20 protein-coding genes are annotated in these 22,961 nt (G+C 64.8%); 8 read left to right on the forward strand and 12 right to left on the reverse strand.

The annotated features are described in order from the left end of the window. Window positions 1-17: 17 nt before the first annotated feature. On the reverse strand, window positions 18-1,898 hold the full coding sequence (gene ftsH / locus DFR40_RS06590) for an ATP-dependent zinc metalloprotease FtsH (RefSeq protein WP_121457686.1): 1,881 nt from the start codon (window positions 1,896-1,898) through the stop codon (window positions 18-20). Window positions 1,899-1,953: 55 nt separating this feature from the next. Beyond that, window positions 1,954-2,571 carry a 23S rRNA (uridine(2552)-2'-O)-methyltransferase RlmE gene (gene rlmE / locus DFR40_RS06595; protein ID WP_121457687.1) on the reverse strand — a complete coding sequence of 206 codons (618 nt, stop codon included), beginning with the start codon at window positions 2,569-2,571 and terminating at the stop codon, window positions 1,954-1,956. A gap of 32 nt (window positions 2,572-2,603) precedes the next feature. On the opposite strand from rlmE, the gene yhbY reads away from it, so the two are divergent. Further along, entirely contained in the window at window positions 2,604-2,957 is a 354-nt protein-coding gene (yhbY, locus tag DFR40_RS06600) for a ribosome assembly RNA-binding protein YhbY (RefSeq protein ID WP_121457688.1), read from the forward strand. Here yhbY and DFR40_RS06605 read toward each other — a convergent pair whose 3' ends face one another. The 7 genes from DFR40_RS06605 to DFR40_RS06635 all read right to left on the reverse strand — a co-directional run bounded on the left by DFR40_RS06605 (window position 2,958) and on the right by DFR40_RS06635 (window position 12,329). Beyond that, the gene (locus DFR40_RS06605) at window positions 2,958-3,419 is read right to left on the reverse strand and encodes a DUF4149 domain-containing protein (RefSeq protein ID WP_121457689.1); all 462 of its coding nucleotides are present in this window, start codon (window positions 3,417-3,419) and stop codon (window positions 2,958-2,960) included. A 4-nt stretch (window positions 3,420-3,423) separates the two neighbouring features. Beyond that, entirely contained in the window at window positions 3,424-3,900 is a 477-nt protein-coding gene (gene greA / locus DFR40_RS06610) for a transcription elongation factor GreA (RefSeq protein WP_121457690.1), read from the reverse strand. 69 nt (window positions 3,901-3,969) lie between these two features. Beyond that, on the reverse strand, window positions 3,970-7,176 hold the full coding sequence (carB, locus tag DFR40_RS06615; RefSeq protein WP_121457691.1) for a carbamoyl-phosphate synthase large subunit: 3,207 nt from the start codon (window positions 7,174-7,176) through the stop codon (window positions 3,970-3,972). 21 nt (window positions 7,177-7,197) lie between these two features. Beyond that, window positions 7,198-8,346 carry a glutamine-hydrolyzing carbamoyl-phosphate synthase small subunit gene (gene carA / locus DFR40_RS06620; protein ID WP_121457894.1) on the reverse strand — a complete coding sequence of 383 codons (1,149 nt, stop codon included), beginning with the start codon at window positions 8,344-8,346 and terminating at the stop codon, window positions 7,198-7,200. A gap of 126 nt (window positions 8,347-8,472) precedes the next feature. Continuing rightward, window positions 8,473-11,031, reverse strand: a complete 2,559-nt coding sequence (locus tag DFR40_RS06625) for a response regulator (RefSeq protein ID WP_121457692.1) — start codon at window positions 11,029-11,031, stop codon at window positions 8,473-8,475. 5 nt (window positions 11,032-11,036) lie between these two features. Further along, window positions 11,037-11,843, reverse strand: coding sequence for a 4-hydroxy-tetrahydrodipicolinate reductase (gene dapB, locus DFR40_RS06630; protein WP_121457693.1), 807 nt, complete (start codon window positions 11,841-11,843; stop codon window positions 11,037-11,039). A gap of 3 nt (window positions 11,844-11,846) precedes the next feature. After that, window positions 11,847-12,329 carry an outer membrane protein assembly factor BamE gene (locus DFR40_RS06635; RefSeq protein ID WP_121457694.1) on the reverse strand — a complete coding sequence of 161 codons (483 nt, stop codon included), beginning with the start codon at window positions 12,327-12,329 and terminating at the stop codon, window positions 11,847-11,849. Window positions 12,330-12,423: 94 nt separating this feature from the next. On the opposite strand from DFR40_RS06635, the gene fur reads away from it, so the two are divergent. Beyond that, window positions 12,424-12,867, forward strand: a complete 444-nt coding sequence (fur, locus tag DFR40_RS06640; protein WP_121457695.1) for a ferric iron uptake transcriptional regulator — start codon at window positions 12,424-12,426, stop codon at window positions 12,865-12,867. Between the two features lie 9 nt (window positions 12,868-12,876). After that, a complete protein-coding gene (locus DFR40_RS06645) occupies window positions 12,877-13,482 on the forward strand; it encodes a TMEM165/GDT1 family protein (RefSeq protein ID WP_121457696.1) in 606 nt (201 codons plus the stop codon). A gap of 9 nt (window positions 13,483-13,491) precedes the next feature. Here DFR40_RS06645 and recN read toward each other — a convergent pair whose 3' ends face one another. Both recN and DFR40_RS06655 read right to left on the reverse strand, forming a co-directional pair. After that, window positions 13,492-15,159, reverse strand: coding sequence for a DNA repair protein RecN (gene recN, locus DFR40_RS06650; protein ID WP_121457697.1), 1,668 nt, complete (start codon window positions 15,157-15,159; stop codon window positions 13,492-13,494). 2 nt (window positions 15,160-15,161) lie between these two features. Further along, window positions 15,162-16,076 carry an NAD kinase gene (locus DFR40_RS06655; RefSeq protein ID WP_121457698.1) on the reverse strand — a complete coding sequence of 305 codons (915 nt, stop codon included), beginning with the start codon at window positions 16,074-16,076 and terminating at the stop codon, window positions 15,162-15,164. 48 nt (window positions 16,077-16,124) lie between these two features. Between DFR40_RS06655 and hrcA the strand changes: the two genes are divergently transcribed. Genes hrcA through DFR40_RS06680 form a run of 5 tightly spaced genes read left to right on the forward strand, consistent with a single transcriptional unit; the run spans window position 16,125 to window position 21,499 of the window. Then, window positions 16,125-17,153, forward strand: a complete 1,029-nt coding sequence (gene hrcA, locus DFR40_RS06660; RefSeq protein WP_121457699.1) for a heat-inducible transcriptional repressor HrcA — start codon at window positions 16,125-16,127, stop codon at window positions 17,151-17,153. After that, window positions 17,153-18,256 (forward strand): ferrochelatase, encoded by a 1,104-nt coding sequence (hemH, locus tag DFR40_RS06665; protein WP_121457700.1) that lies wholly within the window; start codon window positions 17,153-17,155, stop codon window positions 18,254-18,256. The genes hrcA and hemH overlap by 1 nt, the downstream gene beginning before the upstream one ends. Before the next feature lie 52 nt (window positions 18,257-18,308). Beyond that, the gene (trxC, locus tag DFR40_RS06670) at window positions 18,309-18,752 is read left to right on the forward strand and encodes a thioredoxin TrxC (protein WP_121457701.1); all 444 of its coding nucleotides are present in this window, start codon (window positions 18,309-18,311) and stop codon (window positions 18,750-18,752) included. Window positions 18,753-18,808: 56 nt separating this feature from the next. Further along, window positions 18,809-19,840, forward strand: coding sequence for a VCBS repeat-containing protein (locus tag DFR40_RS06675; RefSeq protein WP_121457702.1), 1,032 nt, complete (start codon window positions 18,809-18,811; stop codon window positions 19,838-19,840). 57 nt (window positions 19,841-19,897) lie between these two features. After that, window positions 19,898-21,499, forward strand: a complete 1,602-nt coding sequence (locus DFR40_RS06680; protein WP_342767609.1) for a methyl-accepting chemotaxis protein — start codon at window positions 19,898-19,900, stop codon at window positions 21,497-21,499. A 44-nt stretch (window positions 21,500-21,543) separates the two neighbouring features. Here the strand turns inward: DFR40_RS06680 and DFR40_RS06685 are convergent, their stop codons facing one another. Beyond that, complete coding sequence (locus tag DFR40_RS06685; protein ID WP_121457704.1) at window positions 21,544-22,893, reverse strand: protein kinase domain-containing protein; 1,350 nt, start codon at window positions 22,891-22,893, stop codon at window positions 21,544-21,546. Window positions 22,894-22,961: the final 68 nt, after the last annotated feature.

A 22,961-nucleotide genomic window follows, 5' to 3' on the forward strand; every position in this document is an offset into this window, starting at 1 on the left:
CTATCCTGGTTTCAGGCTCAGGCCGTCGCCGGGGCGCTCGGCTCGGCACCGGGCTTCTCGCCCGGTGGGTTCGGACGCGACAGGCTTTGCGACGGCTTCGGCGGACGCGGCGGCTTGCCGTCCATGATGTCGTCGATCTGCTCGGCATCGATGGTTTCCCAGTCGAGCAGCGCCTTGGTCATGGCCTCGACCTTGTCGCGATTCTCCTCAAGCAGGCGGCGCGCCAGCGCGTACTGCTCGTCGAGGATGCGGCGGATCTCGGCATCGACCTTCTGCATCGTCGCTTCCGACACGTTCTTGTGCTGGGTCACCGAGCGACCGAGGAAAACTTCACCCTCGTTCTCGCCGTAAACCATCACCCCGAGATCGGACATGCCGTAGCGGGTGACCATGTCACGTGCCATCGCGGTGGCGCGCTCGAAGTCGTTCGAGGCACCGGTGGTCATCTGGTCCATGAACAGCTCTTCGGCAATGCGCCCGCCGAAGAGGACGGCGATGCGCGACAGCAGGTACTGCTTGTCGTAGGCGTAGCGGTCCTGCTCGGGCAACTGCATGGTCAGACCGAGGGCGCGACCGCGCGGAATGATGGTGACCTTGTGTACCGGATCGGACTTCGGCACCAGCTTGGCGACGACGGCGTGACCGGACTCGTGGTAGGCCGTGTTCATCTTCTCTTCCTCGGTCATCACCATGCTGCGGCGCTCGGCCCCCATCATGATCTTGTCCTTGGCCTTCTCGAAGTCTTCCATGTCCACCAGCCGCTTGCTGGCACGGGCCGCGAACAGCGCGGCTTCATTGACCAGGTTGGCCAGGTCGGCACCGGAGAAACCGGGGGTACCGCGGGCGATGATATCGGCCTTGATGTCGCCGGCAATCGGCACCTTGCGCATGTGCACCTTGAGGATTTCCTCGCGACCGCGGATGTCCGGCAGCGGCACCACGACCTGGCGGTCGAAGCGGCCCGGGCGCAGCAGTGCCGGGTCGAGGATGTCCGGGCGGTTGGTGGCGGCGATGACGATGATGCCCGAGTGACCCTCGAAGCCGTCCATCTCGACCAGCAACTGGTTCAGCGTCTGCTCCCGTTCATCGTTGCCACCACCGAGGCCGGCGCCGCGATGGCGACCAACGGCGTCGATTTCATCGATGAAGATGATGCAGGGGGCGTGCTTCTTGGCATTTTCGAACATGTCGCGGACACGCGCAGCGCCGACACCGACGAACATTTCGACGAAGTCGGAACCGGAAATCGAGAAGAACGGGACCTTGGCCTCGCCGGCGATCGCCTTGGCCAGCAGGGTCTTGCCGGTCCCCGGGTTGCCGACCATCAGCACGCCCTTCGGAATCCGCCCGCCGAGCTTCTGGAATTTGGAGGGATCGCGCAGGAAGTCGACCAGTTCCTGGACTTCCTCCTTGGCCTCGTCGCAACCGGCAACATCGGCGAAGGTGATGGTGTTCTGGGCTTCGTCCATCATCCGAGCCTTCGACTTGCCGAAGGAGAAGGCGCCGCCCTTGCCGCCGCCCTGCATCTGGCGCATGAAGAAGACCCAGACGCCGATCAGCAGCAGCATCGGGAACCAGCTGACGAAGATGTTCATCAGGAAGGACGGCTCTTCTTCCGGCTTGGCCTCGATCTTGACGTCGTACTTGAGCAGGTCGGAAACCAGCCACAGGTCGGGCGGTGCGTAACTGGTGATGCGCTTGCCGTCGTTGGTGGTTGCTTTCAGCGTGCGGCCTTCCATGACCACCTTGGAAATTCGCCCCTGCTTCACTTCCTCGAGAAACTGCGAATACTCGACGGCACCGGTCGCGACCTGACGGGTGTTGAACTGGTTGAAGACGGTCATCAGCACGAGGCCGATCACCATCCAGATCGCGAGGTTTTTGAACATGTTGTTCAAGCTGGCTCTCCTTCTGATTCGTCGAGCGATAAAAACATCATTCTAAACAAAACTGTCAGCGCAATGTGCGGCCAAGCAGGTAAATCTCGGCGCTGCGGTCACGCGAGGCATCCGGCTTGCGCACGGCGACGGTACGAAAAGTCGCCCGCATCGCCTTGACGAAAGCCTCGTAATCGCTGCCCTGGAAAACTTTGACCAGAAAAGCGCCATCCGGTTTCAAATGAGCCTGCGAGAACTCGAGCCCGAGCTCGGCCAAGTGCATCACCCGGGCCTGGTCGACCAGCGGCACTCCTGACATGTTGGGGGCCATGTCCGACATTACAAGCCCGACCCGACGCTCGCCGAGTTTTTCTTCTAGCTGGCGCAGCACCTCGTCTTCGCGGAAATCGCCCTGAATGAAGTGCACGCCGGCAATCGGCGCCATCTCCAGCAAGTCGAGGGCGAACACCAGACCACCACTGCCGACCCGCTGCACGGCGACCTGCGACCAGCCGCCCGGGGTCGCCCCGAGGTCGACGACGACCTCGCCCTGGCGCAGCAGCTTGTCCTTGTCGTCGATCTCCATCAGCTTGAAAGCGGCGCGCGAGCGCCAGCCTTCCTTCTTCGCAAGCTGGACATAGGGGTCGTTCACATGCTCGCGCATCCACGCCTTGCTGGTTCTGGTTCGTTTCATTCGGTAAAATGCCGTTTTTGAAAGGTTTTCACATGCAACAACTGACATCCGCCCAGGTCCGCGAACTGCGCGCCCGGGCCCACGGCCTCAACCCGGTCGTCTCGATTGCCGAGAACGGCCTGAGCGACGCCGTGCTCAAGGAAATCGACGTCTGCCTGAAGGCGCACGAGCTGATCAAGATCCGCGTCTATGGCGACAGCCGCGAGGATCGCCTGGCCTACTACGAACGCATCTGCCAGGAACTTGCCGCGGCGCCGGTACAGCATATCGGCAAACTGCTCGTCGTCTACCGGGAAAATCCGGAAAAGTTGACGGTCGACCGCAATAATTCGCAAAAAACCCGCGCCGCCGCTCCCCGCCGCACCAAACGCAGCTTCCAGGGCTGATCAACGGGCGGCGCGGCCGCTCCAGACGACCAGCCACAATCCCAGCCCGCTCTGCACCAGGTAGAGCACGCTGGAAATCCCGTGCCAGGTGGCGAAACGGTCGCGCAGCACGCTCTCCATGACTTCGCGTGGCAAGGCTTCGAGCTTGAGCTGCGCCATCAGTGGCTGGATGCCGAACAGCTGGACGGCGGCCATCGCCGCCATCAGCAGGACCAGCCAGAAACCGGCCTGGCGGAAGACCCGGGCGCCACTGCGGGCCACCAGGAAAACCACCAGGTAGATCGCCGCCCCAAGCCCGATCGCCGCTACCAGGGCAAACAGCTGTCCGGCAACCTGGCCGGCCAACTGGCGATCGCCCAGCTGGGCAAAGAGCACCGGCGCCGCGAGGTAACCGATCGCCCACAGCCCGCCGACCCACAGTGTCAGCGCAAACTGGTAAAGGCTTTCGGCGAGGCGGTTCATCGACTTACTCGTAACGCACGTCGAGCACTTCGTACTCGCGGATGCCGCCCGGCGCCTGAACCTGGGCGATATCGCCGGCATACTTGCCGATCATCGCCCGGGCCATCGGCGAAGCCACCGACAGCTTGCCGTTCTTGATGTCGGCCTCGTCCTCGCCGACGATCTGGTAGACGACGACCTCGCCGCTGTCCTGATCCTCGATCTCGATGGTGGCACCGAAAACACAGCGACCGTCGGCATCGAGCAGCTTGGGATCGATGATCTGGGCGTTCGACAACTTGCCCTCGACCTCCTGGATGCGCCCTTCGATGAAGCCCTGGCGCTCCTTCGCAGCATCGTACTCGGCGTTTTCGGAGAGATCGCCGTGGGCACGCGCCTCGGCGATCGCAGCGATCACCCAGGGGCGATCGACGGTCTTCAGCCGATGCAGCTCCTCGCGAAGTTTTTCGGCGCCGGTTACGGTCAACGGAACTTTGCTCATCTCATTTCCCTGCAAAAGCAAAACCGCCGGCGCCCGAAAAAGGCGGCCCGGCGGTGGTTCTGGTTGGTTTCAGTGCAGCTGCGCGTGCAGCGCCTGGATCGGATAGACCACGAGTTCGCCAAGGTTGCGGATGCCTTCGGCGGCCGCTTCGGCACCCCAGATCGTCGTGTACATCGTCACCCGCGCCTGCAGGCCGGACGTCCGGATCGACCGCGAGTCGTTGATCGCCCCGCGCTTTTCCTCGACGGTGTTGATGATCAGCGCAATCTCGTTGTTCTTGATCATGTCGACGATGTGCGGACGCCCTTCGGTCACCTTGTTGACCGGCTGCACCGGCAGGCCGGCCGCCTCGATGGCGTGCGCGGTACCGCGCGTGGCGACCAGATGGAAGCCGGCTTCGTGCAGGTGACGGGCGATCTCGACCGCCTTCTGCTTGTCGCTGTCCTTGACCGACAGGAAGACCTTGCCCGAAACCGGGAGCTTGACGCCGGCGGCCAGCTGCGACTTGACGAAGGCCTCGGCGAAGGTCGTGCCAACGCCCATGACTTCGCCGGTCGACTTCATTTCCGGGCCAAGAATGGTGTCGACCCCGGGGAACTTGACGAAGGGGAAGACGGCTTCCTTGACCGAGTAGTACGGCGGCACGACTTCCTTGGTGATGCCCTGGGCCTTCAGGCTCTGACCGGCCATGCAGCGGGCAGCGATCTTGGCCAGCTGCAGCCCGGTCGCCTTGGAGACGTAAGGCACGGTACGCGAGGCACGCGGATTGACTTCGAGCACGTAGACGTCGTTGTCCTTGATCGCGAACTGCACGTTCATCAGGCCGCAGACGTTGAGCGCCTTGGCCATCAGCTTGGTCTGGCGGCGCAGCTCGTCCTGAACGGCAGCGGACAGCGAGTACGGCGGCAGCGAGCAGGCCGAGTCGCCGGAGTGCACGCCGGCCTGTTCGATGTGCTCCATGACGCCGCCGATGATCACTTCCTCGCCGTCGGACAGCGCATCGACGTCGCATTCGACGGCGTCGTTGAGGAAGCGGTCGAGCAGCACCGGCGAATCGTTGGAGACCTTGACCGCTTCGCGCATGTAGCGCTCGAGATCCTTCTGCTCATGGACGATTTCCATGGCGCGGCCGCCGAGCACGTAGGACGGACGGACAACCAGCGGATAGCCGATTTCCTGCGCCAGACGCAGCGCATCCTCTTCGGTGCGCGCCGTGCGGTTCGGCGGTTGCTTCAGCCCGAGGTCGTGCAGCAGCTTCTGGAAGCGCTCGCGGTCTTCGGCAATGTCGATCGACTCCGGCGTCGTGCCGATGATCGGCACGCCGTTGGCTTCCAGCGCCAGCGCCAGCTTCAGCGGCGTCTGGCCGCCGTACTGGACGATGACGCCGACCGGTTTCTCGATGGCGCAGATTTCGAGCACGTCTTCCAGGGTCAGCGGCTCGAAGTAGAGGCGATCCGAGGTGTCGTAGTCGGTGGAAACCGTTTCCGGGTTGCAGTTGACCATGATCGTCTCGTAACCGTCTTCGCGCATGGCCATCGCGGCATGCACGCAGCAGTAGTCGAACTCGATGCCCTGGCCGATGCGGTTCGGACCGCCACCGAGAACCATGATCTTCTTCTTGTCGGTCGGCTGCGCTTCGCACTCCTCGTCGTAAGTCGAGTAAAGGTAGGCGGTGCCGGTCGAGAATTCGGCGGCGCAGGTATCGACGCGCTTGTACACCGGACGCACGCCAAGGGCGTGACGGCGGGCGCGGAATTCGGACTCGCTGGTCTTCAGCAGGTAGGCCAGACGACGGTCGGCAAAGCCCTTCTGCTTCAGGAAACGAACCTCTTCCGCGGTCAACGACGCAAATTCGCGTTTTTCCACGGCCAGTTCGAGATCGACGATCTCCTTGATCTGGGTGAGGAACCACGGATCGATCTTGGTCAGTTCGAAGACGCGCTCGACCGACATGCCGATGCCGAAGGCGTCGGCGACGTACCACAGGCGATCCGGCGACGGACGGGCGAGTTGCTCGTCGATGGTTTCCGGATCGACCGACTTCAGGTTGAAGCCATCGACACCCACTTCCAGCCCACGCAGGGCCTTCTGCAGCGATTCCTGGAAGGTGCGGCCCATGGCCATCACTTCGCCGACCGACTTCATCTGGGTGGTCAGCGTCGAATCGGCCTGCGGGAACTTCTCGAAGGCGAAACGCGGCACCTTGGTGACGACATAGTCGATCGACGGCTCGAACGACGCCGGCGTCTTGCCGCCAGTGATGTCGTTGGCCAGCTCGTCGAGCGTGTAGCCGACGGCCAGCTTGGCGGCGATCTTGGCAATCGGGAAACCGGTGGCCTTGGAAGCCAGCGCCGAGGAACGCGACACGCGCGGGTTCATTTCGATGACGATGCAGCGACCATCCTTCGGATTGATCGAGAACTGCACGTTGGAGCCGCCGGTATCGACGCCGATTTCACGCAGCACGGCGATCGAGGCGTTGCGCAGCAGCTGGTATTCCTTGTCGGTCAGCGTCTGCGCCGGCGCGACTGTGATCGAGTCACCGGTGTGCACGCCCATCGGGTCGAGGTTCTCGATGGAACAGACGATGATGCAGTTGTCCGCCTTGTCACGGACCACTTCCATCTCGTATTCCTTCCAGCCGAGCAGCGACTCTTCGATCAGCAGCTCGTTGGTCGGCGAGGCTTCGAGACCGCGTTTGCAGATGGTCTCGAACTCTTCCATGTTGTAGGCGATGCCGCCGCCGGTGCCGCCGAGCGTGAAGGACGGGCGGATGATGGTCGGGAAGCCGATGGTGGCCTGCACCTGATAGGCCTCCTCCATGCTGTGGGCAGTGGCCGAGCGGGCGGAACCGAGACCGATCTTGGTCATCGCGTCCTTGAATTTCTGGCGGTCCTCGGCCTTGTCGATGGCTTCCTTGGAAGCACCGATCAGTTCGACGCCAAACTTGGCCAGCACGCCTTCACGGTCGAGGTCGAGCGCGCAGTTCAGCGCGGTCTGGCCGCCCATGGTCGGCAGCAGCGCGTCCGGACGTTCCTTCTCGATGATCTTGGCGACGACCTGCCAGGTGATCGGTTCGATGTAGGTGACGTCGGCCATTTCCGGGTCGGTCATGATCGTCGCCGGGTTGGAGTTCACCAGGATGACCTTGTAACCCTCTTCGCGCAGGGCCTTGCAGGCCTGCGCACCGGAATAGTCGAATTCACAGGCCTGGCCGATGATGATCGGGCCGGCGCCAATGATCAGAACACTCTTGATGTCTGTACGTTTCGGCATCGTTATCTCTCTCTGTGCCGCTTATTGCGCGCTGTTGAGCGCAGCCACGCCGCGCGTCATGGTGTCGAGGAAGCGATCGAACAGGTAGGCCACGTCGTGCGGGCCGGGGCTGGCTTCCGGGTGCCCCTGGAAGGAGAAGGCCGGCACGTCGGTGCGGGCAATCCCCTGGTTGGAACCGTCGAACAGCGAGACATGGGTGACTCGCAGGTTTTTCGGCATCGACTCGGGGTCGACCGCAAAACCGTGGTTCTGGCTGGTGATCAACACCTGGCCGGTATCCATGTCCTTGACCGGGTGGTTGGCACCGTGGTGACCGAACTTCATCTTCAGCGTTCTGGCGCCGGAAGCCAGGGCCAGCAACTGGTGGCCGAGGCAGATGCCGAAGGTCGGCACGCCGGCGGCGAGGATCTCGCGGATGGCGGCGATAGCATAGTCACAGGGTTCCGGATCCCCCGGACCGTTGGACAGGAAGACGCCGTCCGGCTGCAGCGCCAGGACATCGGCAGCCGGCGTCTGGGCGGGAACAACCGTCAGCTTGCAGCCGCGCTCGGCGAGCATGCGCAGGATGTTGCTCTTGACGCCGAAGTCGTAGGCGACGACATGGAAGCGCTCCTCGCCCCGCTGCTTGTAGCCGTCGAGCGTCCACTCGGCTTCACTCCAGGTGTAGCGCTCGGTCGCCGAGACGACCTTGGCCAGGTCCATGCCAGCCAGCCCCGGGAAGGCACGGGCCATCGCCAGCGCCTTGGCCTCATCGACCTCGCCGGCGAGGATGCAACCGGCCTGGGCGCCGGTTTCGCGCAGGATGCGGGTCAGCTTGCGCGTATCGATGCCGGCGATAGCAACGATGCCGTGCTTCTTCAGATAGGTACCGAGATCGTCCTGGCAGCGCCAGTTCGAGGCCAGGCGCGGCAGGTCCTTGACCACCAGACCGGCGGCGTAGTTGGCGCGCGACTCGAAGTCTTCGGCATTGCAGCCGGTGTTGCCGATATGCGGATAGGTCAGCGTGACGATCTGGCGGGAATACGACGGATCGGTCAGGATTTCCTGATAGCCGGTCATCGCGGTGTTGAAAACGACTTCACCGCTGGTTACGCCGTCGGCGCCGATGGATTGGCCCTTGAAAACCGTCCCGTCGGCGAGGGCGAGGATGGCGGGTGTGAATGAGGGCAGCAGCGACACGTCAGCTCTCCTGTAATTTTTCTGCTCGTTCATGTGCCAAGCGGGAAGGCTCGCGCCTCCCCGCTTGTGCTTTTTTAACCTTGCCATTTTAGCCGAAAAGGCCCTTTTCAGGCAAATTCAAGGCATTACACGCGTTTCGACGAAGGCCTGCAGATGCGGTCGGATCCGCGCCATTTCGTCGCGGAGCGCGGCAAACCCGGCCTCGCAGGCGAGCCAGTCGAGGTTTTCCGCCATCACCGCCTGCTCGATCTCGAGCGAACGACGGCGCGCGCCCTCGGCATGGAACATCGCCACCAGGCTCTTCAGCGTATGCGCATGCAGACGCACCGCCACCGGGTCGCGTGCCGCCAACGCCTGCGCCAGGTTGCCAAGATGCCCGTCCCATTCACCGAGCAACATGCCGGCCATGGTTGCCAGCAGATCGGCATCACCCAGGTTATCGAGCGCCGACTTGAGGTCGATCCCCGAGGCATGCGTACGCACCACGACCGGCCCGATCACCGAAGCGATTCCCGGCTCCTCGCCGGAGGCCCGGGCCAGCGCGGCATACAGCACCTCCGGCCGCAAGGGCTTGGCAACATAATCATTCATCCCGGCAGCGATGCAGCGCTCACGGTCGCTCTCCATGACATTGGCGGTCATGGCGATGATGTAGATCGGCTTCAATTCGTGCGAAATCACCCAGCTGCGCCGCATTTCGTGCGAACGGATCGCCTCGGTCGCCTCGATGCCCCCCATCACCGGCATCTGCATGTCCATCAGGATGACGTCGAACGAGCCCTGATCGAACATATCCACCGCCTCGGCGCCGTTGTTGGCAACCTTGACCTGGTGGCCACGCCGCTCCAGCAGGCGCAACGCCAGCTCCTGGTTGACCGGATTGTCCTCGACCAGGAGCACGCGCAACCCGCCGACCTGGCTCGCCAGAGGGACATCCGGCACATCGAAAGCGTCAAGCTCGACACCCTCGCGCGCCCCACCACCGGAGACTTCGGCCAAGCCCAGCGCCACCTCGAGATCGCCGGCACCGACCGGCTTGACCAGATGTACCGCAACGCCGAGTTCGCGCAGGCGACCGAGATCGTGGCGCTGATTCTCGGTCGTCAACATCACCATGATCCGCTCGCGCTGACCACCGTGCCGCCAGCTCTCGACCATCGCCATGCCGCCCGGCGCCGCCATCGCCGCATCGACGAGCAGATAGTCGAAAGGAAAATCCATGGCCCGGCTCTTGTTCATCGCGGCCGCCGCCTGGACCGGGTCGGCCACCAGCGAAGCCTGGATACCGGCACGTTCGAGCATGCCGAGCAGGCAACGCCCGGCGACCTCGCAATCTTCGACGACCAGCGCCCGTCGCCCGCGATACGGCAAGGCAGCGACCACCGCCGGCGGCACTGTTCCAGGGTCGACTCGCAAACCGACCGTAAAATGGAATACCGAGCCTCGCCCTTCGGCGCTCTCCAGCCAGACCCGCCCCCCCATCAACTGGACCAGCTTGGCGCAGATCGCCAACCCCAGCCCGGTGCCGCCAAAGCGGCGGGTGGTCGACACATCGGCCTGGGAGAAGGCATCGAAAATCGCCCGCTGCTTGTCCTGCGGGACACCGATGCCGGTATCCCGAACAGCCACATGGAGCAGATCAGCGCCCCCGTCCCCGCGGTCGACGCCAACGCTGACGACGACCTCGCCCCGTTCGGTGAACTTGATCGCATTGCCAACCAGGTTGATCACCACCTGCCGCAGGCGGGTCGGGTCGCCAAGCATCCGCAGCGGCACTTCCGGACGTACGTCGACGACCAGTTCCAGGCCCTTGCGATGGGCATTCACGGCTAGGACCCGGACGGCCTCGAGGATCACGTCCTCGACCAGGAAAGCGACCGATTCGACCTCCATCCGCCCGGCCTCGATCTTCGAGAAGTCGAGGATGTCGTTGACAATGGTCAGCAGCGACTCGGCCGACGACTTGACGGTCTTCAGGTAATGGCGCTGTTCGGCATCGAGCTCGGTATCAAGGGCCAGTTCGGTCATCCCGATGATGCCGTTCATCGGCGTCCGGATCTCGTGGCTCATGTTGGCAAGGAAGGCCCCCCGCGCCTTGTTCGCCGACTCGGCGGCCTCCTTGGCGGCGATCAGGTCGGCCTCGCCCGCCTTGCTCTGGCTGATGTCACGCTGCAGGACCAGCATCCGTGCCGGCTCACCACTCGCTTCGCGGGCCGCCACCGCACCACGCACCAGAAACCAGCGCCAGCTGCCATCCCTGGCCCGCAGCCGGCATTCGAGCTCGAACCAGCGATCGCGGCTGGCCACGTGCGCCGCCATCCGCGACTGCAGCTGACGCAGGTCGTCGGGATGCACCAGACGCTGCCAATGAACGATGCCGTCTTCGATCTCGGCCTGGCTGTAGCCGAGCATTTCCTTCCAGTGCCGACCGGCATCGATGGTCCCGCTACGCAGGTTCCAGTCGGCCAGCGCATCGCCGGAGAGCACGGTGTTCCAGTTGCTCAGCCCGGTGTACGCCAGATAGGCGGCATCGACCCGTTCGACGAGTTTGCCGATGGCCTGCACCAGTTCGCCCTGCCCTTGCTGCTCGGCCGTCTCGAGCCAGCGCCGGAACCCGGCATCGCCCTCGCCGCCGAACAACTCCTGCAGCTGGCGCTGGAGCAGGCGCGATTTCATCGCGATCAGCGGAAGCCGAGAACGTCCTGCATGTCGAACAGGCCATTGGCGCGGCCGAAGATGAAACGGGCGGCACGCAGGCTACCGAGGGCATAGGGCATGCGACTGCTGGCCTTGTGGGTGATCTCGACGCGCTCGCCGAGTCCGCAGAACATCACCGTATGGTCGCCGACGATGTCGCCGCCGCGCACGGTGGCAAAACCGATGGTCGACGGATCGCGCTCGCCGGTGACGCCCTCACGGCCGTACACAGCACAATCGGCAAGATCGCGCCCAAGCGCACTGGCAACGACTTCACCCATGCGCAGCGCAGTCCCCGAAGGGGCATCAACCTTCATCCGGTGATGCGCCTCGACGATCTCGATGTCGTAGCCTTCGTTGAGAATGCGCGCCGCCGTGTCGAGCAACTTGAACACCAGATTCACGCCAACCGCCATGTTCGGCGCGAAGACCACCGGCACGTCCCGGGCAGCCGCGGCAATCGCCGCCTTGCCGGCGGTGTCGATGCCGGTCGTGCCGATAACGATGCCGACCCCCGCCTTGCGGCAGATTTCCAGGTGCTCCAGCGTCCCCTCCGGACGGGTGAAATCGATCAGGCAATCGATGTCCTTCATGCCACCGGCGAGATCACCGCTGACCAGAACGTCACTGCCCAGGCCGACCAGCGCCCCGGCATTGCTGCCGATGGCCGGGCTACCGGGAAGATCGAAGGCACCGCCGAGAACCACGGCATCATCCTTGAGGACCGCTTCGATCAACATGCGGCCCATGCGGCCGCTGGCACCGACGATGCCAATACGTGCTTTGCTCATTGCTTAAAACCCAATACGGTTCAACAGGCGCCGGACGAATCCCGGCTCTTCGGGCGGCTCCGCCGGCTCGGCGGCAGCAGCCTCGGAAATCGTGCCGAGATCGACCAGACGGGTCCGTGACACCGGCGTCGTCAGTTCCTCGACCGAAGCCACTTCGACATCGCCGGCAACGCGCTCGAGGCGACCTTCGGCATTGAAGAAGACCGAGAAGCGGCGACTCTGTTCCTCGCCGGTGCGGCCATTGCGGAAGCGATAGACGTAGTCCCAGCGCTGCCGGTGAAAAATGTCGGCAATCAGCGGACTGCCCAGGATGAAACGGACCTGTTCGCGCGTCTGCCCCGGCTTGAGCTGGGCAACCATGTCCTGGGTCAGGACGTTGCCCTGCTGGACGTCGATCTTGTATTCGTTGATGAAGCTCGGCTTGTAGGAGCAGGCGGCCAGCAGCGAGCAGGCCGCGACAAGGAGCAGTGAGCGGGGAAGGCGCATGCGAATTCCGGAGGTTTCGTATCGGCTGTGAAGCGGTATATCATACCCGAAATAATCAGATACCCAGCCCCGTACAAAAACAGGAAACATCGACATGAGCGACCCGCAGAGCCTCAAGAGCATCGGCCTGAAGGCCACCTTTCCCCGGCTGAAGATCCTTGAGCTGTTCGAGAAGGGCACGATGCGCCACATGACGGCCGAAGACGTCTACCGGATGCTGATTGCCGAAAACATGGATATCGGCCTGGCCACCGTCTATCGGGTGCTGACGCAGTTCGAGCAGGCCGGCCTGCTCGAACGCCATTTCTTCGAATCCGGCAAGGCCGTGTTCGAGATCAACCACGGCAAGCACCACGACCACCTGGTCTGCGTCGAATGCGGCCGGGTCGAAGAGTTCTACGACGCCGAAATCGAGCGTCGCCAGCAGATGATCGCCGAGGAACGTGGCTTCAAGATCCAGGAGCACGCCCTCTACATCTACGGCATCTGCAGCAACCACCTGCCCAACCCGGGCGAGGACGAAGCCGGCAAGAAGTAAGCGCTCCCGATGCTCGATCCTGGCGCCCCGCTCAGCGGCGCCTGGCTCTCCTCGGTCGGCACCAGCTTTCTGGTGATCGGCCTGGCCGAATTCGGCGACAAGAGCCAGCTCGTCTGCATGACCCTCGCTTCACGCCATCGCGGCCTGCCGGTCGCATTCGGCGCGATCGCTGCCTTCGCACTGCTCAATCTGCTGGCAGTGCTGTTCGGCGCGGCCGTCGCCAGCTGGCTGCCGGACTGGGCGGTGACGGCGGCTGTCGCCGTACTGTTCGCGGTGTTCGGCATCGGCGCCTTGCGCTATCAGGATGAAGACGAGGACGAGGCAATCGATGAAAAGCCCGGACACGGGATTTTCGCGACCACCTTCCTGCTCATCTTCCTCGCCGAATTCGGCGACAAGACGCAGATTGCCGTCGCCGGGCTGGGCAGCACCGGCAGCGCCGCAGCCATCTGGACCGGGGCCACGCTGGCGCTGGCGAGCACATCGCTGCTCGGCATCGTCGCCGGCCGCCGCCTGCTCAACCGTCTGCCGCTGGTCTGGATTCACCGCATCAGCGGCGTTTTTTTCCTGCTCCTGTCGGCTTACGCGATCAGCCGCCTGATCGCTGGTCTTTAGGCCCGGTTTTCAGGCTTTTTCGGGCGTCGACCGTAACAGTTCGCGGGCGTGCTCGAGCGTGATCCCGGTGATCTCGACGCCACCCAGCATGCGCGCGATTTCCTGAACCCGGCCGTCGTCATCGAGCGCCCGGATCGCCGACAGGACGACGCCGTCGCGGCTGGCCTTGCTCACCTGCCACTGCCAGTCCGCCTGCGCCGCCACCTGGGCCAGATGGGTGACGCAAAGCACCTGGCGTTCGCGGCCTAGTTCGCGCAGCAGACGGCCGACGATCTCGGCAACGCCACCGCCGATGCCGACATCGACCTCGTCGAAGATCAGCGTCGGCACGCTGGCCGAACGCGAAGTGAGAACCTGGATGGCCAGGCTGATGCGCGACAGTTCGCCGCCGGAAGCAACCTTGGCCAGCGCCCTGGCTTCGTTACCGGCAAGGCCGCCGATCCTGAATTCAACCTGCTCGAGGCCGTACACCGCGCCGCCATCGACCGGCAACAGCGCCACCTCGAAACGGCCGGAAGACAGTGCCAGCTGGCGCATGATCTCGCTGACGCGGGCGCCCATCTCGTCGGCTGCCTGGCGCCGTCCGGCCGACAACCGCCCGGCGACTTCCAGGTAAGCGCTGCGCAGTGCATCGACACGCGTCCGCAGCCCTTCGAGATCGGCGGCCGCCGACAGTTCGGCCAAGCGCGCCTGCCAGCCGGCGAGCAGCGCCGGCAGTTCGACCGGCGGCACCCGGTGCTTGCGCGCCTGGGCCATGACCGCATCCATCCGCGCTTCGACTTCGGCCAACCGCGACGGATCGAGATCGGCACGGTCGGCATAGCGGCGCAGCGTGGACACCGCGTCCGCCAACTCGGCCTGAACCGAACCGAGCAGCCCGGCCACCTCGGCCAGCGCCGGATCGTAGTCGGCCAGCCCGGCCAGCCGGGTGGCGACGCGGTCGATCTGGCGCTCGCAGGCAGCATCATCCTCGGCGAGCACGGCGAGCGCGTACTGGGCACCCTCGATCAGGCTGGCCGCATGACCGAGGCGACGATGCTCGAGGTCGAGCTCGCTCCATTCGTCGGCGGTGAAGGCCAGCGCTGCCAGCTCGCCGACCTGCCATTCCAGTTGTTCGCGCTCGCGCAGCAGCGCGGCAGCACCTTCGCTCGCCGTCCGCCAGGCCTGTTCGGCGTCGCGCCAGTCCTTCCAGGCGCCACCGACTGCGCGCGCCAGCTCGCCCAGACCGGCATGGCCGTCAAGCAGCTGGCGCTGCGCATCGGCACGCAAAAGTGACTGGTGGGCATGTTGACCGTGAATGTCCACCAGCCATTCGCCGACTTCGCGCAGTTGCTGGACGGTCGCCGACGAACCGTTGATCCAGGCGCGCGACCGGCCGTTGGCGTCGACCACCCGGCGCAGCAGCAGCTCATCGCCGGCGTCGAGCCCATTTTCGTCGAGCCAGGCGGTGACGTCGGGCACGGCGGCGACATCGAAGGTCGCGGCAATCTCGGCCTTGTCGCAGCCGGCGCGAACAACGCCGGCGTCGCCACGCTCGCCGAGCGCCAGCGCCAGGGCGTCGATCAGGATCGACTTGCCGGCGCCGGTTTCGCCGGTCAGCGTGCCGAAACCGGCGGAAAATTCGAGTTCGAGGCGGTCGACGATGACGAAGTCGCGCAGGGTCAGGTGACGGAGCATGCTTATCCCTTGGGCCGCTCGCTCCACTGCAGCTTCTGCCGCAGCATGGCGAAGTAGCTGTAACCGGGTGGATGCAGGAAACAGATGGTGTGTTCGGAACGGCGCAGGCGAACGCTGTCGCCGGTCTGCAGATCGAGCGTCAGCTGGCCGTCGAAGTGCACGCGCGGATCGTCGGCATGGGCGATGCGCAGCTCGATGTCGGCGCTGTCGTTGACGATCACCGGACGATTGGTCAGCGCGTGCGGGCAAAGCGGCACCAGGGCGATGCCGGTCAGCGTCGGATGCAGGATCGGGCCGCCGGCCGACAGCGAATAGGCGGTCGAGCCGGTCGGCGTGGACACGATCAGGCCATCGGAACGCAGGTTGTAGATGAACTCGCCGTCGATGAACAGTTCGAACTCGATCATCCGGCCGATCGCCCCCTTGTCCACGACGACGTCGTTGAGTGCCATGTTGGTGGCGATCTCGCGACCGTCGCGGATCACCTCGGCCGCCAGCAGCATGCGGTTCTCGCGCAGGAAGCGGCCGTCGAGCAGGTCGTCCATGCAGCTCAGCATGTCGTCGCGGGCAATGTCGGTCATGAAGCCGAGCCGGCCCTGGTTGACCCCGACCAGCGGCACGCAGTAGCGGGCCAGCCGGCGGGCGGCGTTGAGCATGGTGCCGTCGCCGCCGAGGACGATGGCGACGTCGGCGTGGGCGCCGATATCGTTGAAACCGCAGGTGACCCAGCGCGACAGATCGACCAGCCGGCCGATGTGTTCGGCGGTCTCGCGCTCGACAAAGACCGAGACGCCGCGCTCGTGCAGGTACTCGGCCAGGCGCCGCAGCGATTCGGCGATTTCCGGGCTGTGGTACTTGCCGACGAGGGCGATGGTGCGGGGTTGGCGCAGACGGTTCATGGGTGCGAATTCTTGCATAAAAAACGGCTTGCCGTGCCGCCGCCGGTTTTCTGTAAAATCAGCGCCATGCTTGATGATCGCTCGCGCACCCTGCTCAAGGCCCTGGTCGAACACTACATTGCCGACGGGCAACCGGTCGGCTCGCGCGCCTTGTCGAAATTTTCCGGCCTCGACCTGTCGCCGGCGACGATCCGCAACGTCATGGCCGACCTCGAGGAAGCCGGTTTCGTCGCCAGCCCGCACACCTCGGCCGGACGGGTACCGACGGCGCGCGGTTACCGCCTGTTCGTCGACAGCCTGCTCACCGTGCAGCCGCTCGAAGCCCGCCAGATGGGCGCGATGGAGGAAGCCCTGCACGGCCTGCCGGCCAACCAGGTGATCGCCAATGCCTCGCAACTGCTCTCCAGCCTGACCCACTTCGCCGGCGTCGTCATCGCCCCGCGCCGTGCCGCCAACCGCATCCGCCAGATCGAGTTCCTCAGCCTGTCCGAGAAGCGCATCCTGCTCATCATCGTCACCACCGACGGCGACGTGCAGAACCGCATCCTCAGCAGCGACAAGGCCTACAGCCCGGCTGAACTGGTCGCGGCGGCGAACTATCTGAACCAGAATTTCGCCGGGCTCGATTTCGAGCAGATCCGCCAGCGCCTGGCCGGCGAACTGCAGCGCCTGCGCGACGACATCAAGCCGCTGATGTCGCTTGCCCTCGAGGCCGGCGACGCCGCGCTCAACGAAAACGCCAAGCCCTACGTGATCTCCGGCGAGCGCAACCTGCTCGATGTCGAGGAACTTTCGTCGAACATGCAGCGCCTGCGCGAGTTGTTCGACCTGTTCGAGCAGCGCTCCAGCCTGATGCGCCTGCTCGACATTTCCAACCGCGCCGAAGGCGTGCGCATCTTCATCGGCGGCGAATCCGGCATCGCCACGCTCGACGAATGCAGCGTCGTCGCCGCCCCCTACAGCGTGGACGGCCAGGTGGTCGGCTCGGTCGGCGTCATCGGCCCGACCCGGATGGCCTACGAGCGCGTCATCCCGATCGTCGACATCACCGCCCGCCTGCTCACTTCCGCCCTTTCCGGCAAGAACGACAACTGATGCCCCGCTTCCAGCCCGAACCGCCCTACCGCCACGGCACACCCGCCGGCACCGCCATCGTCCTGGTCAACCTCGGCACGCCCGAGGCGCCGACTGCGCCGGCCTTGCGCCGCTATCTCAAGCAGTTCCTCTCCGACCCGCGCGTGGTCGAGATTCCCAAGGCACTGTGGTGGTTGATCCTCAATGGCATCATCCTCAATATCCGGCCGGCCAGATCGGCGGCAAAGTACGCCACCGTGTGGACCGACGAAGGCTCGCCGTTGCGCGTGCACACCGAACGCCAGGCCAAGCTGCTCAAGGGCTGGCTGGGCGAGCGCGGTCACCGGGTCGAGGTCGCCTGGGCGATGCGTTACGGTCAACCCTCGGTCGCTGCCGTTTTTGACCGGCTGAAAGCCGCCGGCAACCGCCGCATTCTGGTCGTGCCGATGTATCCGCAGTACGCCGCCAGCACCACCGCCACCGTCGTAGACGAAGCTGCCCGCTGGCTGCTGCAGACGCGCAACCAGCCGGAGATGCGCTTCCTGCGCAATTACCACGACGACGATGGCTACCTGGCAGCACTCGCAGCCAGCGTCGAGCGCCACTGGCAGCAGGTCGGCCGACTGGGCGACGGTGACCGCCTGCTCATGAGCTTCCACGGCCTGCCCAGGCGCAGCCTCGACCTCGGCGACCCCTACTTCTGCGAATGCCACAAGACTGGCCGTCTGCTCGCCGAACGTCTCGGCCTGCGCGACGACCAGTACCAGATCTGCTTCCAGTCCCGCTTCGGCAAGGCCGAATGGCTGCAGCCCTACACCGCGCCGACCCTGCACGCCTGGGGCCAGGCCGGGGTGCGCCGGGTTGACGTGATCTGCCCGGGCTTCTCCGCCGACTGCCTGGAAACGCTCGAGGAAATCGCCCAGGAGGGGCGCGACGACTTCCTGGCCGCCGGTGGCCAGGCCTATCACTACATCCCTGCGCTCAACGAAGCGCCGGACTGGATCGCCGCGCTCGGCAACCTCGTCGAGCGCCACCTCGGCGGCTGGGAAACCCGCCGCGCCGACGATCCGCAGGCACTCGCCGCAAGCGCCGCGGCGGCCCGAAAGCACGGCGCGACGACTTGAATCGGCGGGCTTCGCCCACATATCAGCATCTACTGATATCCAGGAGCCAAGCATGAGCGAATCCCTGCACCTCGTCTGCCCGCACTGTGTTGCGGTCAACCGCCTGCCGCGGGCAAAAACCGGCGCCGCACCGAACTGCGGCCAATGCCATCGACCGCTATTCACCGGCACGCCGCTGGCCGTCGACGGCGACACCTTCGAGCGCCAGCTGACGCGCAGCGAATTGCCGCTGGTGGTCGACTTCTGGGCCGCCTGGTGCGGCCCCTGCCGGATGATGGCGCCGGCCTTCGCGCAGGCGGCCAGCGAGCTCGAACCGCAGCTCCGCTTCCTCAAGGTCGACACCGAGGCCAACCCGGCGCTCGCCGCCCGCTTCGCCATCCGCAGCATCCCGACGCTGATCGTCTTCCGCGACGGCCGCGAAATCGCCCGGCACAGCGGCGCGCTCGACCTGTCTTCGCTGAAACGCTGGCTGGCACCGCATTCCGGCACGATTTAATATTTGCCTTCGGCGGCCGTTAACAGTGTGTCACTGCACACTGCCCGGAGGCCACCATGAAAATCGCCAGCGCCGAACTCCAGATGGCCTCGTCGCACGCCAGCCTGCAACGCCATGAAGTCAACGAATCGCTGCGCATGTGGGTCGGCCCGCAGCGCCCGGATTTCGAGGGCAACGGCAACGCCCGCCCGGCGGCCGAAGTTGTCCTTTCCGAAGCCGGCCTCGCCGCCGCCGCGGCCGAAACCAGCGACGCCGCCGCCAGCGAACTCGACACCGACCCGAAGACGACACTGATCCGGATGATGCTCGAGATGCTTACCGGCAAGCGCATGCGCGTCTTCAACCAGAGCGACCTGAAAGCGGAGAACGGCGCAGCGGCACCGGCAGCAGCAGCGGCCCAGGCACAGCAGCCAGCCGGTTACGGCATCGAATACGACTACCACGAGTCCTACACCGAGGCCGAGTACACCAGTTTCTCGGCAAGCGGCACGGTCAAGACTGCCGACGGCCGCGAAATCGGCTTCCAGCTTGATCTGGCGATGTCGCGGGTGTACCACGAGGAAAGCTCGGTCAGCCTGCGCCTCGGCGACGCGGCCAGGAAGGTCGATCCGCTCGTCCTCAACTTTGCCGGCAACGCCGCCAGCCTGGTCGACCAGCGCTTTGCCTTCGATCTCGACGCCGACGGCGACGACGAACAGATCGCCCGCCTGGCCAGCGGCAGCGCCTACCTGGTCTTCGACCGCAACGGCGACGGCCGGATCAACGACGGCCGCGAACTGTTCGGCCCGAACAGCGGCGATGGCTTCCAGGAACTTGCCGCTCTCGACGATGACGGCAACGGCTGGATCGACGAAAACGATGCCGCCTTCGAGCAACTCAGGCTGTGGCAGCCCGATGGCGAAGGCGGTGGCGCACTGCGCACGCTCGCCGACAGCGGCGTCGGCGCCATCGCGCTGGCCCGGGTCGCCAGCCCCTTCGACCTGAACACCCACGACAACCGCATGCTCGGCCAGGTACGCAGTTCAGGAATATTTTTGCATGAGGATGGGAGGGCTGGCACAATCCAGCAAATAGACCTGACAGTCTGAGGGGACTGTCAAAACGACGACAACAAAGGTTACCGAGACATGCCACGTTTTGCCGACTTGAAGATTTGGGTCCGACTCACCGCTGCAATCTGGGTTGTCCTCGCGCTGATCTGGGCTGGTGCCATCGTCTGGATGACCCAGGTCAACCGCGACACGGCGATCAAGCAGGCAAAGGATTTCTCGCAAAGCATCCACGAGATGACGATGGCCGGGCTGACGGGGATGATGATCACCGGCACCGTCGGCCAGCGCGAGGTTTTCCTCGACCAGATCAAGCAATTGTCGATCATCAAGGATCTGCATGTCGCCCGCAGCGAGGCCGTGGTCAAGCTCTACGGCCCCGACACCAAGAGCAAGCGCGAGCTCGACAGCCTCGAGCAGCAGGTGATGCGCGACGGCAAGCCGTACGTCTCGGTCGAGCACGAGAACGGCAGCTCCTTCCTGCGCGTGATCAATCCGACCAATGCCTCGCCCAACTACCTCGGCAAGGATTGCATCGTCTGCCACCAGGTCCCCGAAGGCACGGTTCTCGGCCTGGTCAGCATGAAGGTCTCGCTCGACTCGGTCGAGGCCGAAGTCGCCAGCTTCCGCCTGAAGATCGCTGGCGCCGCACTCGGCGCGCTGGGCGCGCTGCTGCTGATCATCTATTTCCTGACCCACCACTTCGTCACCGCGCCGCTCGAGCAGCTGCGCCAGGGACTGCGCGACATCGCCCGCGGCGAAGGCGACCTGACGCGCCGCCTGCCGGTCAGCGGCAAGGACGAAGTCGGCCAGTCGGCCTATGTCTTCAACGAGATGATGGGCAACTTCCAGCAACTGGTCAGCCAGGTCCGCGATGCTGCCAGCCAGGTCTCGGCCCGCGTCTCGGCCCTATCCGACAGCGCTGACCGGGTATCGCAGAGTTCGCACCTGCAGAACGAGAAATCGAACGACGCCGCAGCGGCCGTCGAGCAGCTGGTTTCCAGCATCTCGTCGATCGCCCAGAGCGCCGAGCACGTCCAGCATCAGTCGCAGGAAAGCCTGGCCAGGGCCAACGAGGGCAGCCGCAACCTGCAGACGCTGCTCGGAGAAATGAACGTCGTCGAGAGCGCAGTCAAGGAAATGGCCGAATCGGTCAATAACTTCGTGCGCAACACCGAAGCGATCACGACGATGACCCGCGAGGTCAAGGACATCGCCGAGCAGACCAACCTGCTGGCGCTGAATGCCGCCATCGAGGCGGCGCGGGCCGGCGAGCAGGGCCGCGGCTTCGCGGTCGTCGCCGACGAAGTGCGCAAGCTGGCAGAAAAATCGTCGCGTTCGGCCAGCGAGATCGACTCGATCACTGCCAACCTGAGCGCCCAGTCGGTCGCCGTCCGGCGCAGCATCGAGGCCGGCATTCACCATCTGGAAACCAGCCAGGCAGCCGTTGCCTCGGTCTCCAGCGTGCTCCAGGCGACCAACGGCTCGGTCAGCGAGGTGGACCACGGTCTCGAGGCGATCGCCAGTGCCACCGACCAGCAGCGCCGTTTCTCCGGAGACGTCGAGACCAGCATCGAGGCGATCGCCGGCATGGCCCGCGACAATACCGGCGCCGTCGAGCAGACTGCCGGCGCAGCCCACGATCTGAAGCGCCTGGCCGACGGCCTGGCCAACCTGGTCGGCCGCTTCAAGGTCTGACCGGTAGCCGGCGGCGGCGCCGAATGCCGTCGCCGGGGCCCGGCTCAGTCGGGCGACAGCTCGAGGTTTAGACCGCTGCCGTATTGCGAGCTGGTGGCCGGATTCAGGGCCTTCTGGCCAAGACTGGCGGCAATCTTGTTGACTTCGCGCAGGCGCCCGATCAGGCGTGCCAGCAGGGCATTGCGCATGCGCTCGCCGAGCTCCTCCGAAGATAGCGCCAGGGCCGAGGCATTGATCTCGACGAAGAGCGTCGGTTCGAGCGTGACCACGGTGGCGTGGCGCAGGTCGCTCGCCGGATGCAGGAAGGCGACCTCCCCGACCGGCTCGCCCGGACCGAGGCGGCAGAGCGCCTTGCCGCCGACCGATACTTCGACGCAACCGCTGATGATGATCCCGAAGACCTTGCTGTTGGTACCTTCGCGGATCAGCGCGACATTGGCGGCAACTTCGCGCCAGACCGAGACACGCAGCACCTCCCACAGTTCGATATTCTCGAACTCGGTGAAGAACTCGGTCCGGCGCAACTGTTCGAAATGCCGGTTATCCTGCGCCGTTTCGTCGTCGTCGAGAATCTGGTAGCGCACCGCCGAGAGATCCTTGGCCATTTCGGCACCGTTGCGGTAACGGCTGTACAGATCCTTCTCCAGCGCCTTGCGCAGGATCGCGTTGAGCCCCTCGGGCAGGTTCGGATTGAGCGCGGTGACCGCTGGCGCATCGGTATTGACGATCTTGTACACCAGCGTCGCCTGGTTGTTGGCGCGAAACGGCAGCCGCCCGGTGAGCAGCTGGAACATCACCACGCCGAGCGAGTAGAGGTCGGTCTTCTGGTTCAGCGGGTAGCCCTTGATCTGCTCCGGCGACATGTAGGCCGGCGAACCGACGCCCATGATGAAGGTCGAGTCGCGGTCAAGATCCTTGTTCATGTTCAGGGCCAGGCCGAAATCGGCGATCTTGGCCTCGTCGCCGGCAGCGACCATGATGTTGGCCGGCTTGATGTCGCGGTGGATGATGCCCTGGCGGTAGGCGGCATCGAGCGCCATGCAGCATTTGAAGATGATGCCGATGACCCGGTGCATCGGCAGCAGCCTGTCGATGCGACAGTGCTCCTCGAGGCTGAAGCCGTCGACGTACTCCATCGCCAGGTAGGCGAAATCGTCCTCGACGACAGCGTCGAAGACGCGCACGATGTTCGGATGATCGAGCCGGCGCGAGACCATCCCCTCGTTCTGGAACAGCTTGCGCATGCGCCGCGACATCGCCGCGCAATCCTGGCCGAAGCGGATCACCTTGACCGCCACCTGGCGCGCATTGTCCGGATCGTCGCAAAGATAGACGGTGGCGGTGGCCCCCTTGCCCAGCTCGCGGATGACGCGGTACTTGCCTATTGATTCCATGTCCGGTGCGTTCGGAAAAACCTTTGAACCGATGCTAGCACGAGGTTTCGGCCAGCACTGTAAACAAG

The sequence above is a fragment of the Azonexus fungiphilus genome (assembly GCF_003634965.1).
In the GTDB taxonomy this organism is placed as follows: domain Bacteria; phylum Pseudomonadota; class Gammaproteobacteria; order Burkholderiales; family Rhodocyclaceae; genus Azonexus; species Azonexus fungiphilus.